The following is a 12,147-nucleotide window of genomic DNA, read 5'->3' as shown; positions in this document are numbered from 1 at the left end:
TTATGTACAAAGATAGAGAGCTGGATGAGTATAGAAATCTTCTTCAGCCCCCCACAAAATTTGAAGAGGGCTTTGGCTGGAAAACAATAATAGGCGCCATTTTTATAGGTTTCCTCATGATGCCGGGAAGCATGTACCTGCAACTTGTACTTGGAGCAGGAATAGGCCCTGCTGCCCGATGGGTAACCATTATTCTCTTTGCGGAAATCGCAAAGCGCAGTCAGCAGGAGCTGAAACAGCAGGAGATTTTTCTTCTCTATTATATGGCAGGAGCAGCACTTGCATCACCTTTTCAGGGGCTTTTGTGGAACCAGTATCTTGTACAGTCCGATGCTGCAATGATGCTGGGATTAAGCGAGTTCATTCCGGAATGGGTTGCCCCAGGAGCTGAATCGCAATCAATGCTGGAGCGCACCTTCTACCACAGGGACTGGATGATTCCCATACTTTTGCTTGTGGGTTCCCAGATTATACAGCGCATTGATCACTTCGGCCTTGGGTATGCACTCTATCGCATCACCTCCGACCTTGAAAAACTCCCCTTTCCCATGGCACCAGTGGGAGCACTTGGCACCATGGCACTTGCCGAATCCCGTGAAGAAAAGGCTTCAGGATGGAAATGGCGGGTATTTTCCGTGGGTGGAGTGACAGGCCTTGCATTCGGGGCAATCTATGTGCTTCTGCCGGTTATCTCTGGACTTATATTTACAGAGCCCGTAAGCGTGATCCCTATCCCCTGGGTGGAGCTGACACGTCACACAGAGTCTATTCTTCCTGCTGTTGCAACAGGAATCCAGCTTGACATGGGGCTTATTTTCATTGGAATGGTGCTGCCATTCTGGGCAGTGATTGGCGGATTGATAGGGCTTATAATAACCATTATTTTAAACCCAATTCTCCACAAAAACGGTATTCTTCACCGCTGGCATGAAGGAATGGGCACTGTTGACACTGTTTTTGCCAACAACTTTGATTTTTACATGAGCTTTGGAATCGGTCTTGGGCTTGCCATTGGAATCATTGGAATATGGTCAGTCATAAGATCATTAAAGCACAGCAGAAAAAACCGTATAAATTTCAAAGATCTGTTTAACCCACCAGAAGGCAGGGGCGATTTCAGCTTCTGGATATCCATTGCCATATACATATTTTCCACCCTCTCCTATGTGGGGCTGTGTCTCTGGCTTGTCCCGAATTTCCCATGGGGATTTTTCCTGGCCTACGGCTTTATATACACCCCTCTTATCTCATATATCACTGCCAGAATGGAGGGAGTTGCCGGCCAGTTTGTAAATCTCCCCCTTGTAAGGGAAGCAAGTTTTATTGCAGGTTCCCGTTATTTCGGATACCATGGCATTGAAATCTGGTATGCCCCTATCCCCATACACAACTATGGAGAAACTGCTGTCCAGTTCCGCCAGATTGAACTTACCGGAACCTCAATCAAAGGTATAATAAAATCAGAATTCTTTGTCTTTCCGGTTGTCATGATTGCAAGCCTTCTATTTTCACAGTTCATATGGCAACTTGCCCCTGTCCCCTCCGGAAGCTATCCATATGCCCAAGAGATGTGGCATCTTCAGGCACTCAATACCCTTCTTATGCAAACCTCAACAATTGAAGGGAATTCACTTTTCTACCAGGCCTTGAATGGAACTTATGTGCTTTCGGGAATGGGATTCGGAGTTGTCACCTACATGCTACTCTCTTTCTTTGGCCTTCCCATACTTTTGATCTACGGTGTTGTCAGGGGATTAGGACAAAGTACACCCCACGGCATTATACTTGAGATTATCGGAGCTCTTCTTGGAAGATATTTTTTCCTCAAAAGATATGGAGCAAAATGGCGACAATATGCACCTGTGCTTTTAGCTGGATTTTCATGCGGCATGGGGCTTACCGGCATGTTTGCCATGGGTTTTGCACTTATTTTAAAATCACTTAGCCGTCTTGCGTATTGAGGAAAGGGCAGGATATTCATCAAGAATAGTAGATTTCAGTTTATAATAGTGATAATATCTCTTTACCCTTAAACGGGCATGATTGATTGCGTATCAATCACCCCCAAATATAAAAATGATCGTCATTTTCACGCTAAATGGGCATGATTGTGTATCAATAACCCCCAACCATAAAAATGATCGTCATTTTCACTGTAAAAAAAGACATCCTTCATATCATCCCAGAAGTACTTTACACTTTACGAAATAAGACGCCTGAAAAACAAAAACACTCTGAGCATCATTTTCTAAACGATCAAAATATTTTTAAAGGAGAATCACATGGGATATTTTCTTGATGAGTTATTTTCCTCTATTCCATTGTTTGCAACTCTATCCAGATCAGATATGAGTTATCTTTCAAGTCGTATAGATTATATTTTTGATTATTTTGGAGAAGATGACATTCTTATCAAAGAAGGTTCTGCAAGTACTTCTTTTTTCATTTTAATCAAAGGTACAGCAAAAGTCACATTTAATAACTCACCCGATGAAATCGTAACCATTTTAAACCCCGGAGATATTTTCGGAGAGATGAGTTATCTTACCGGAAAGCCACGTTCTGCCAATGTAACAGCATGTAGTGATGTGATGGTAATGCAGTTGAGTAGTAACTCGCTCCAGGAATTGCCACCTAAAATTCGCGATATCATAAAAGATAAACTTATCGAATTGATGACTACACGGCTCAAAAGCATGACATCAGATGATTCTGAAGCTGAAAGTAACAAGCCGGCCGGCTTGATTAACGGTGTTTTAGGGTGGTTAGGCATCTAAAGGGATATTATACCTACTCAAAAGGGAGTATTATGGAGGAGAACATGGAACGTTTTCTTATTATTATTGAAACAGGTGGAAATAATTGCAGTGCTTATGCTCCTGATGTTCCAAGGTGTATTGCGACCGGAAAAACAGTTGATTAAACCATTGAAAAAATGAGAAAGGCACTGGATTTCCATTTTGAAAGTATGATTGAAGATGGAGATCCCCTTCCTGTTGCAAGGCATTTTATTGAACACGCAGATGAAATTGATCCTGATTCCGGTGATGTGTTTGCTTTTGTAGAGATTGCATCTCAGGCAATGGCGGCATAATGTCAGGACGAACATCATTTGAATTGCCTTATTTCCTGTGGGATTTGCTTGAAAAAGAGGCAAAGATCAAAGGATGGAACAAGGTGCAGGTGCTGAGAGAGATTATTGACGCCACCCCTGTTGATGCTTCCAGATTGCACCGGAGTATTGTTGATTTCCTGCGTGGTGAGGACTATATCAACAGACTCCAGGAGATTGCAGATCAATCTATTCCTCAAATATGCTTTAAACCAAAGGATGAACCGGATGATTTTTGACGGTGAAAAACATACTAAAAATGGCAAAGGAGACCTTTGCTCAAGGTTCTGATGGTATTAAAATATTAAAGCCTAAAAACACAATTACTACTGAATATTGATTCCAATACCTTCAATATAATGGAGTAAAACAAGAAGATTACAAACGACATTTTTCTATTCTTAAAGAAAAAATTGTTTTATTTCCCAAGAAAGAAACAGGAGAACAACAAAAAATCGCATCCTGTCTTTCGTCTTTGGATGAGTTAATAACAGCACAATCGAAAAAAATAAACCAGTTACAGCAGCATAAAAAAGGTTTAATGCAGGGATTGTTTCAAAATATAGGTGAAATAAGATAATGATAATGAATAAAAAAACGATCATAAAAGAACTAAGCCTTTATAAAAAACAAAACTTAAATAAATATCAAATTAAAAAAATTGGAATTTTTGGATCAGCATCTAAAGATTGCATGAATGAACAAAGTGATATTGATATAGTTGTAGAACTTGAAAAACCAGAATTGTTTTATATGATTGGTATAAAACAGGATTTAGAAGCCACATTTAATATGCCAATAGATATCGTAAGGTATCGAGATAAAATGAATGATGCATTAAAACGTAGAATTAATTTAGAGGCAATATATGTATGACAAAGATCTTGCAATAGATATTTTATCTCAAATTTATCAAGCAACATTAACCATTATAAAACGTTTTTCCTCTGTCAAAACAGTAAGTGATTTTACTGATTCAGAATATGGTGTCGAAAAACTTGATAGCATTTGTATGCTGTTAATAGCTATTGGTGAATCTGGCATCTTTCATTTCCCAGTTTACACTTTCACGAACAGAATGTCCGTTTTTCGGGGATACTGTACCGGAAAGTGTAAAGTACTTTCTGTATGATATGAAGGATGCCGAGAATCTTTAAAAATTTTAGATAAAGTTACAAACAGATCTTTATTAGTTGGTTATCCTCAAATCGATTGGAAAAAAGCAACAGGTATGCGAGATATCATTTGTCATCACTATTTTGATGTTGACGCTGAAGTAATTTATGATGTATGTGACACAAAAATTGATGATTTATCGGAAATAATAAAAAAAATAACTGATGATTTACAAAAGAATCGATAATAATTAGCCAATCAACTCGATTGTCACTAATTTTACAACAAACGTGAACATTATGACAAAAAACGAACAACAACAAAATTGTCACCCTTGACTGTCAAGACCCAGGTACAGGTAAAAAAAGCAAATTAGATAAAATATTGGATTTTGCCTGTGGTTCAGCTTCATTATTGTTGAATGTCCGAAAACGCATCAGGGATAATAACGGTAGTGTCGGTAAAATTTACGATCAGGAAAAGAACATTTTACAGAAGTCAAAAATACCGATTTAAAATCAAAAACAAAGTACCGTTATCACTATATTTACGAATTAATGGCACAAATTTTCCGCTATGATAATGCTCCTCATCATTCCAATATTAATACTTTTCCTCATCATAAACATGAAAAAGGAATATGCCGGTCAGCTACTCCACAAAACGATCATGGATAATCAAGAAGTCTTAGATTTACCTTTTCTTTAAGCAGTCCATGCTCATGGAGCAGGGAAAAAAAGTGTTTGAGTCCATCAATTTTTCTCATATCAAGGTTACAATGAAGAAGTTCAAAATATCTGCGCACATACTCCTTATCAAGGTTCAATCTTGAAGCACCTGATTCTATGACACTGTCAATGTTCTCATATCCATTTTTTCTGGACTCATAAAAAAGAGTTAGGGCATCCTTCAGCTCATCCCTGTATCGGTCAATACAGTTTTCAGGTGAGACCCACAATGCAAACACAAAAGGCAAACCAGTCATATTATACCACAACTCCCCAAGATCAATTCGATTCAGGAATCTATCTTCCCAGGGTTTTGTCATGGCTGCATCTCCAATAATCATTGCTGCATCCACATCACCTGGCACATCATTTAACTCCCTTAGCTTTCCTGTAAAAAAAACCGGCTCAATACCTTTTTGGGAAAAAACCAGTCTTACAAGCGCTGATGCTGTGGCAGAATCATGTGTAAGAATAACTTTTTTCCTGTGAAGTTCCTCAAGTGATAAATTTGTCATCAAGACAACACTCAAAACTTTTCCATAACAGGAAATTGAAAGATCGGGTAAAACAAGCAATTTTCTGTGGTTCATTGCGTAAAAAGCAGCAGATACAGGACTCACATGCAGCAGCTCCTCCTGTATCATTTTATTTAAAACAGCAGGAGGCCCTGGTACCATCTCAATCCACTTTGGAAGCATTCCGTGATCAAGGCCGTAATAAACAGGAAAAGCATTGATATAGTCAATCTTTCCCATCAATATTTTTTTATGATTCATGATAAGTTATTATTTCCATTATAATATTTTCAATATCACTGCCTTTATGGGAATACCCTAATGTTCTATTTTGACATTTTCTCCCAGATTTATTGTTTGAAATATTGAAATGTTTCAGCGGGATATAGATAAAACGAGCATCTTTTCCAACTTCAAGGGTACCTGCAACATCCCCATACCCCAAAGCTTGAGCTCCGTTAACAGTTGCCATTGCCAGAATTTCACTGGGACGAATCTGGGGATAATGCTTTGCAACAAAAGCCATTTCATCAAACATGTTCAAGCTTTGTGTGCTGGCAAGACTGTCTGTTCCAAGGGCTGGTTTCAATATGCCCTGGGCATATGAGAGCATAAGCGGCAAGTCAGGCAGTTTGCCATGAAGATTCATGTTGCTTCTGGGACACACAACAGGAATAGCGTTTCTCTTTGCAATGAGATCAAGATCTGTTTCATCACTATTTAAAAGATGTACAGCAAGAGTGTCTCTGTCCAGAACCCCGATATCATCAAGATATTTAACAGGACTTCCTGATTGAAGGGGCCAGTCAGAGAAATCAACTCCCCTCTCTTCAAGAAAAGATGCCCACCTGCCCCTGCCTTTTGTTATAAATTCTGTTTCATCATGTGACTCTGCAAGGTGTATGGAGAATGGGAGATTGTGTTTCAGTGTCTGTTTTTTTAATGCTCTTAAAAGCCCAGGGGATGTGGTGTGTGGCGCATGACCCGCCAATGAAAAGGCTCTTCTGTTAATGAAAGATTGTGAATAAAAGTCAAATGGTTTCAAAACATTTATGGGTATTTCATTTCCAAGATATTCCTGAAAAAAAATGCCTGAAAGCTCTGTTTGTTGTTTTATATGAAAGTCTCTATAACAGGCTGTTTTAAAACGACTTTCATCTCTTCGATTGTGGCGGTAATGCCGCCATGGCCGTTTATTCAGAATATCAAGCTTTGATTCATCTGTTTCCCAACTATCAAGGTTACCATGACCGGGCATACCTGATGCACGATTAGTTAGAATATCTCTTGTTATACCAAGGGTTGAGATATCTCCAACAAATGCTGTCCCTGTTGCAGCACTCTCATCCATTGCTTTACAGGCTTCTCTTTCAAGAAGCTCTTTCCCACACCTTTCCCTCTGCACAAGAAGTTCCCTGACCCAGCCATTAAAACCCAAATTAAAAGGAATTCTGGAACGAAGAGCAGAGAGTTCAAAATGAGTGTGAGCATTGACAAGTGCAGGTATTATTACACCTGATCCGTAATCTTTTACACTCCCTGCCCCATTGTGTTGAACATCACCATCTCCAGAGACATCAACCGGAAAGGCACACTTAGGACGGTATCTCCCCAGCTCAACAATCTTGCCGTTTTTTACCCTGATATAACCATTCTCAATGATCCTCCATGGGGAGACAAGAATAAACCCTGCTCTGTGGAACTCATGATAAGGATGAGTGGAACTGTTAGAAAAGCCGTAAGTCTTCAATATTTATTACCATAAAAAAGGGCATTCTTCATATCGTCCCAAATATATGACTCTGTTGATTAAGTATTTACATATTTGATTTTGCCACAATATAATGATTTTGAAGCAATCAAGAAACACATCATATTGTGGTGATTTTTTGAAAAATCGACTAAATCAACGGGCTCATATATACTGTTCCAGATAATTAAATTGGCAAGCACTTTAGGGGCAATCCCTTGTGGTTGCACTTCAGAATTGAGAATGCCAAAATATTTTTCTGGAAGTCTTATATGAAAGTCTCGGTAACAGCCTGTTTTTAAAACGACTTTCATCCCTTCGATTGTGGCAGAAATCTGCCATGTATGTTATACAAAAAAATTATTACAACAGATTATAATAACAGTCCCGCTGCCTTGGCTCAAATCCCGCCTTTTTAATAAGTCTGCGAAGCTCTTTTTCAGGCAGCATGAAATTTACCCCTGCTGATGCAACAACATTCTCCTCTATCATTGTGCTGCCCATATCATTTGCACCATAAAAAAGTGCAAGCTGTGCAATTTTATCTCCCTGGGTAACCCAGGATGCCTGAATATTTCTGACATTATCAAGATAAAGACGACTTAATGCAAGCACCCTTAAATACTCCACAGCACCTGTTTTCTTCCTATTGATTTTTGTGTTTGTTGGCTGGAATGTCCATGGAATAAACGCTGTAAAGCCGCCGGTTCTCTCCTGAAGGGAACGGATTTTTTCCAGATGTTCAAAAATATGCTCCGGTGATTCAAGATGACCAAACATCATGGTTGCACTGCTTTTCAATCCAAGTTCATGTGCTGTCTCCATAACCTCAAGCCAGGTATCAGCCATGCATTTATTTGGAGAAACCTTCTTTCTGATATCATCGCACAGTATTTCAGCCCCCCCCCCTGGTATTGAATCAAGTCCTGCTTTCTTAAGCTCTGTTATGACACTTCTGATTGACATAGATGATATCTTTGCCATATGGGCAATCTCAGGGGGTGAGAATCCATGAATATGAATCCTGAAATTTTCCTTTATATCCCTCAGAAGATCAAGGTAATAAGAGAAATCAAGATTTGGATTCATGCCCCCCTGAAGAAGAATCTGGGTACCACCAAGATCAATGGTCTCACGAATCTTGTGATGCAGGCTTTCACGGGGTATCACATAACCATCACCACTGTCCGGCTTTTTGTAAAATGCACAGAAACGACACCCAGACATACAGATATCTGTATAATTAATATTTCTGTCAATTACATAGGTAATAATTCTGTCAGGATTAAGCCTGAAACGCTTATGGTTTGCAAGGGCTGAAAGTTTTTGCAACTCAGCCCCATGATAGAGAGCAAGCCCTTCATTCGAATCAATGCGCTCTCCTCTTGAAATCTTTTCAATAACAGTGTCAATATTTTGCATCTCTACTCCGCATCTGCAACAGATACCAAATCAGTTAGATTCTACTTTATTAGAAAGTCTCCATAACATACTGACATATAAAGACTTTCATCCATCGTTGTGATGCCCTCGCAATCATGAGGATTTTATATGAAAGTCCCCGCAAATATCTGTTTTCATAAAGACTTTCATCCCTTCGATTGTGGCGGTAATCCGCCATGTACGTTATTATAAAAAGAGTCCCTCTCCACAGGCACAAAACCAGCACCCTTTATCATATCTTCCATCTCCTCCCTGGTAAGACCTTTGGCAGATTTAGCACCGGCAGTATGGGTTATGCGCTCCTCAATAATAGTACCATCAAGATCATCTGCCCCATAGGCAAGTGCAACCTGGGCGAGTTTCTCCCCTATCATTACCCAGTAAGCCTTAATATGATCAAAATTATCCAGCATAAGACGAGATACTGCAACCATTTTCAGATCATCAAAGGCTGTAGTGGGAGGAATATGATGAAGCTTTGTGTTCTTGGAGTGAAAAGCAAGTGGGATAAATGCAGAGAATCCGCCCGTACGATCCTGAAGCTCCCGAAGAGCCATAAGATGTTCCACCCGCTCTTCAATGGTTTCAATGTGGCCATAGAGCATTGTGGCATTTGATGTAAGCCCTGCCATATGAACCTCTTCCATGATGGCAAGCCATCTTGCAGCACCCATTTTTTTGGGAAACAGCTTTTCTCTTACTCTGTCACTTAATACCTCAGCTCCTCCCCCCGGCATCATGTCAAGTCCTGCATCCTTTAATATGGCCACAGTTTCAGAAACTGACAGACCGGACAACCTTGAAAGATAGTCTATCTCCACACTTGTAAATGCCTTTATTGAAGCCTTGGGGCGTATCTTTTTTACAGTTTTTAAAAGATTGGTAAAGTAGGAAAAATCTTGATCCGGATTGAGACCACCGACAATATGAAGCTCCTTTACCGGCTCATCTATACGATCCATCAAACGCTTTTCAATATCTTCCATGTTCCATGAATATGAAGCAGGATCTCCCTTATCAACTGCATATGCACAGAAAAGGCATCTGTTTTTACATATATTGGTATAATTAATATGCTGGTTATAAACATAAAATGCTTTTTTTCCATGCTTTTTGCGACGAACAAAATCAGCTACAATCCCCACTGATACAAGATCATCTGTTTCAAAAAGAAGAAGCCCGTCCTCCTTTGAAAGACGGGTTCCTTTTTTGACTTTTTCATAAAGCTTTTCAAGCCGTTTATCTAAAAACGCTACTTCCAACTTAACGCCTCCTTTTTACTCGTCTCACAAGTCTTTTCTTTTTGGGAGCAGGGGAAGATGCCGCATCATGCGATTCATTACTGACGGTAGAAGCAGATTGATTGGGAATTTTCAATGCAGGATCCCCAAGATCCTTCTGGGAAAAGGAGCAGGAGGCTCTTGGGCATTTCAACCCCTTTTCCACAGGGTTTATCTGAAAATCCACAAGAAACGGATTTTTACACAAAGGGCAGGAGAAATGATATGGTTGCGACCAGCTTACAAAACGGCAGCTACTGTCAGAGCAGACATAATATCTCTTTCCGGCGTCGGTTGTTTCAGTTTTCACCTTGCCTGTATGGCACACAGGGCATGGTGTGGCAAGTTCTGATTCAAAAGCTGCAATTCTGGCCTCAATGTCATCTGGTGCAGGTGACGATATTTCATTTGCTCTGTCAATTAACGCTTCCTGGGCTTTCTTTTCCTGCTCAAGTCTCAGCTTCTCTTCCTCTTCTTCCTCTTTTTGCTGCTGAAGCCTCAATTTTTCATCCAGCAATCTTGCTTTTTCTTCTGCTTCAGCCCGAATCTGCTCTTCCTTGAGTTTAAGCTCGGCCTCTTTCATTGCTATTTCAGCCTGTTTTGCCTTCAATTCAGCTTCTGCCTGCTCAATTTTTATTGCAGCAAGCCTTGCATTTTCAAGTTCCTGTTCCCTTGCTGCAAGCTCTGCTGCTTTTTTTTCCAGCTCCATGGCAGCAGCTTCTGCTTCCTTCAGTTTCTTCTCTTTTTCAGCAAGTGCGGCAACTCTAATCTGTTCTTCCTGAAGTTTTTTTTCCTCTTCAGCCTTCTTTATGGCATCAAGTTCCTCTTTTGAAGGGCCGTTATCAAAGACAGAGGTGATCTTAACCCTGTCCAACCGGCTTCCGCCGTCAAAATGGAAAGATGGTTTTCCGCCATCTCTATTCATCTGCATTTTTTCCCTGAAGCGCTGCTGGGCAAGACGTTTTATATTTGCCTCCTTCAACTTCAGGGCCATCTCTCTCATCTGTCCGTCTGACTGCTTTGAAGCAATCTCCTGGGCCTTTTTTTCAGCTTTTTCCCTTGTTACTGAGACTCCACTGTTTTTAAGGGTCTGTGCAAAGCTCTCCTTTGCATCATCCAGGGATTTACGTTTGGAAAGAACCTCATCAGCCATCTGCAAGACAAATGCAACAAGTTGAATTCCCTGCATCCCAGGAAACATTCTGTCAAGAAATCCAACAATGGTGTATGCCGAGACCTCTGCCTTGATCTCACCATGTGAATTTTTTGTCAGATAACCCTGATCCAGGATAATTTTAAGGGAGTCATTCAAAGTATCATCATGGGTCAAACCAATCTCTTCAAGCTCATCTGTAAGAGAATCAATGGTATATCTTTCCGGAGGAAATCCTTTGGCATTTTTAATTTCCCTGTCACGCTCAACAGCCACAAGAATAGCAGATATTGTGGAGAGATTATAGGTCAAAAGAGCTGACTCGGAATCAATCTCTATGAGTGAGATGATCTCTCTGGCAAGAATTTCATCCAGCTGGGTTCTCACAAAAGTTGGGTTCAATTCATTTTCTTCGAGTATTATTTTATCCATCATCTACTATCCTGATTAATATCGTTTATCATTTCAGCAAGCTCCGGTGCCATTTTTGACCAATTCTTCTGCTCTGGTAGATTCTGAGAAACGTCCATCTCCAACTGTTCAAATTCATTTAAAGCAACTTCAGAGTCATTTTCAAGATAACTTTGTGCATCAGAGGTAATTTCAGGGTTTAATTCCTCATCGCCGGAATCCAGTGCATCTAAATCATCAGTGTCAGAATTTGCCTGAGAATCAACATCACTGAAAATTTCATCAATCTCTTCAGGCTCATCAGATGTTTGAATATTCAGGCACTCCCCATCCCTGTTAAATGTCAGAGACAATGAGACAATGATATCAAAATCAAGCCGATAGGCTATCTGATTGTTATGTATAACAATATCTCCCTGTTTATAAAGTACCTCATCCTGAAGTTTAAGTTTATGTTTCTCAAGAATCATTTTTTCAATAGAAACCCAATCAAGCTCAGCATTGATGGTATCAATGAACTCTTTCTCACTTGACTCAATTGTGTCTGAATTTACAATTTTCATATACCACCCAACGGCATTTATCCCATGATGAATCTATAGTACTTTTTTAACAGTATTCTGATTGAATATGACGTTA

15 protein-coding genes and 1 pseudogene are annotated in these 12,147 nt (G+C 39.9%); 9 read left to right on the top strand and 7 right to left on the bottom strand.

Annotated features, from left to right (window positions below; translation table 11 throughout):
* The first annotated feature begins 2 nt into the window (after positions 1–2).
* The 6 genes from MTBBW1_RS22720 (at position 3) to MTBBW1_RS22695 (ending at position 3,988) form a co-directional block, all read left to right on the top strand.
* Positions 3–1,961, top strand: coding sequence for a peptide transporter (locus tag MTBBW1_RS22720; RefSeq protein WP_080807698.1), 1,959 nt, complete (start codon positions 3–5; stop codon positions 1,959–1,961).
* Between the two features lie 321 nt (positions 1,962–2,282).
* Entirely contained in the window at positions 2,283–2,777 is a 495-nt protein-coding gene (locus tag MTBBW1_RS22715; protein ID WP_080807695.1) for a cyclic nucleotide-binding domain-containing protein, read from the top strand.
* Between the two features lie 44 nt (positions 2,778–2,821).
* Complete coding sequence (locus MTBBW1_RS30465; protein ID WP_425430024.1) at positions 2,822–2,923, top strand: type II toxin-antitoxin system HicB family antitoxin; 102 nt, start codon at positions 2,822–2,824, stop codon at positions 2,921–2,923.
* 45 nt (positions 2,924–2,968) lie between these two features.
* Complete coding sequence (locus tag MTBBW1_RS30095) at positions 2,969–3,094, top strand: hypothetical protein (RefSeq protein WP_281255675.1); 126 nt, start codon at positions 2,969–2,971, stop codon at positions 3,092–3,094.
* Positions 3,094–3,351 carry a hypothetical protein gene (locus MTBBW1_RS22705; protein WP_080807692.1) on the top strand — a complete coding sequence of 86 codons (258 nt, stop codon included), beginning with the start codon at positions 3,094–3,096 and terminating at the stop codon, positions 3,349–3,351. Before MTBBW1_RS30095 ends, MTBBW1_RS22705 begins: the two co-directional genes overlap by 1 nt.
* Positions 3,352–3,697: 346 nt before the next feature.
* The gene (locus MTBBW1_RS22695; protein WP_080807901.1) at positions 3,698–3,988 is read left to right on the top strand and encodes a nucleotidyltransferase family protein; all 291 of its coding nucleotides are present in this window, start codon (positions 3,698–3,700) and stop codon (positions 3,986–3,988) included.
* A 36-nt stretch (positions 3,989–4,024) separates the two neighbouring features.
* Here MTBBW1_RS22695 and MTBBW1_RS30090 read toward each other — a convergent pair whose 3' ends face one another.
* Positions 4,025–4,156, bottom strand: coding sequence for a hypothetical protein (locus MTBBW1_RS30090; protein ID WP_281255674.1), 132 nt, complete (start codon positions 4,154–4,156; stop codon positions 4,025–4,027).
* Between the two features lie 115 nt (positions 4,157–4,271).
* On the opposite strand from MTBBW1_RS30090, the gene MTBBW1_RS30460 reads away from it, so the two are divergent.
* The 3 genes and pseudogenes from MTBBW1_RS30460 to MTBBW1_RS30455 form a co-directional block, all read left to right on the top strand.
* Positions 4,272–4,475: a HepT-like ribonuclease domain-containing protein gene (locus tag MTBBW1_RS30460; protein ID WP_080807683.1), complete on the top strand. Its 204-nt coding sequence runs from the start codon at positions 4,272–4,274 to the stop codon at positions 4,473–4,475.
* A gap of 77 nt (positions 4,476–4,552) precedes the next feature.
* A complete protein-coding gene (locus MTBBW1_RS30235) occupies positions 4,553–4,744 on the top strand; it encodes an N-6 DNA methylase (protein ID WP_342743954.1) in 192 nt (63 codons plus the stop codon).
* Positions 4,738–4,905 (top strand): annotated as a pseudogene (locus tag MTBBW1_RS30455) (toxin-antitoxin system TumE family protein); the annotation flags it as partial. The gene MTBBW1_RS30235 and the pseudogene MTBBW1_RS30455, both read left to right, overlap by 7 nt.
* Here MTBBW1_RS30455 and MTBBW1_RS22675 read toward each other — a convergent pair.
* From MTBBW1_RS22675 to MTBBW1_RS22650, 6 genes are all read right to left on the bottom strand, one after another.
* Positions 4,896–5,732: a menaquinone biosynthetic enzyme MqnA/MqnD family protein gene (locus MTBBW1_RS22675; protein WP_080807678.1), complete on the bottom strand. Its 837-nt coding sequence runs from the start codon at positions 5,730–5,732 to the stop codon at positions 4,896–4,898. The pseudogene MTBBW1_RS30455 and the gene MTBBW1_RS22675 overlap by 10 nt on opposite strands.
* On the bottom strand, positions 5,722–7,221 hold the full coding sequence (locus MTBBW1_RS22670; protein ID WP_080807675.1) for an amidohydrolase family protein: 1,500 nt from the start codon (positions 7,219–7,221) through the stop codon (positions 5,722–5,724). The genes MTBBW1_RS22675 and MTBBW1_RS22670 overlap by 11 nt, the downstream gene beginning before the upstream one ends.
* Before the next feature lie 363 nt (positions 7,222–7,584).
* A complete protein-coding gene (gene mqnC / locus MTBBW1_RS22665; RefSeq protein ID WP_080807671.1) occupies positions 7,585–8,643 on the bottom strand; it encodes a cyclic dehypoxanthinyl futalosine synthase in 1,059 nt (352 codons plus the stop codon).
* 167 nt (positions 8,644–8,810) lie between these two features.
* Positions 8,811–9,926, bottom strand: coding sequence for an aminofutalosine synthase MqnE (gene mqnE / locus MTBBW1_RS22660; RefSeq protein WP_080807668.1), 1,116 nt, complete (start codon positions 9,924–9,926; stop codon positions 8,811–8,813).
* A 1-nt stretch (position 9,927) separates the two neighbouring features.
* A complete protein-coding gene (locus MTBBW1_RS22655) occupies positions 9,928–11,532 on the bottom strand; it encodes a DNA topoisomerase I (protein ID WP_087881829.1) in 1,605 nt (534 codons plus the stop codon).
* Entirely contained in the window at positions 11,529–12,071 is a 543-nt protein-coding gene (locus MTBBW1_RS22650) for a hypothetical protein (protein WP_080807665.1), read from the bottom strand. Before MTBBW1_RS22650 ends, MTBBW1_RS22655 begins: the two co-directional genes overlap by 4 nt.
* Positions 12,072–12,147: the final 76 nt, after the last annotated feature.

This window comes from Desulfamplus magnetovallimortis (genome assembly GCF_900170035.1).
GTDB classification, from domain to species: domain Bacteria; phylum Desulfobacterota; class Desulfobacteria; order Desulfobacterales; family Desulfobacteraceae; genus Desulfamplus; species Desulfamplus magnetovallimortis.
This window is presented reverse-complemented; position numbering and strand designations above follow the sequence as displayed.

What these genes read in the sequence shown, in the direction of transcription:
- MTBBW1_RS22720 (WP_080807698.1), top strand. Translation starts at nt 3, where the DNA reads ATGTACAAAGATAGAGAGCTGGATGAGTATAGAAATCTTCTTCAGCCC.
- MTBBW1_RS22715 (WP_080807695.1), top strand. Translation starts at nt 2,283, where the DNA reads ATGGGATATTTTCTTGATGAGTTATTTTCCTCTATTCCATTGTTTGCA.
- MTBBW1_RS30465 (WP_425430024.1), top strand. Translation starts at nt 2,822, where the DNA reads ATGGAACGTTTTCTTATTATTATTGAAACAGGTGGAAATAATTGCAGT.
- MTBBW1_RS30095 (WP_281255675.1), top strand. Translation starts at nt 2,969, where the DNA reads ATGATTGAAGATGGAGATCCCCTTCCTGTTGCAAGGCATTTTATTGAA.
- MTBBW1_RS22705 (WP_080807692.1), top strand. Translation starts at nt 3,094, where the DNA reads ATGTCAGGACGAACATCATTTGAATTGCCTTATTTCCTGTGGGATTTG.
- MTBBW1_RS22695 (WP_080807901.1), top strand. Translation starts at nt 3,698, where the DNA reads ATGAATAAAAAAACGATCATAAAAGAACTAAGCCTTTATAAAAAACAA.
- MTBBW1_RS30090 (WP_281255674.1), bottom strand. Translation starts at nt 4,156, where the DNA reads ATGCCAGATTCACCAATAGCTATTAACAGCATACAAATGCTATCAAGT.
- MTBBW1_RS22675 (WP_080807678.1), bottom strand. Translation starts at nt 5,732, where the DNA reads ATGAATCATAAAAAAATATTGATGGGAAAGATTGACTATATCAATGCT.
- mqnC (WP_080807671.1), bottom strand. Translation starts at nt 8,643, where the DNA reads ATGCAAAATATTGACACTGTTATTGAAAAGATTTCAAGAGGAGAGCGC.
- MTBBW1_RS22655 (WP_087881829.1), bottom strand. Translation starts at nt 11,532, where the DNA reads ATGATGGATAAAATAATACTCGAAGAAAATGAATTGAACCCAACTTTT.
- MTBBW1_RS22650 (WP_080807665.1), bottom strand. Translation starts at nt 12,071, where the DNA reads ATGAAAATTGTAAATTCAGACACAATTGAGTCAAGTGAGAAAGAGTTC.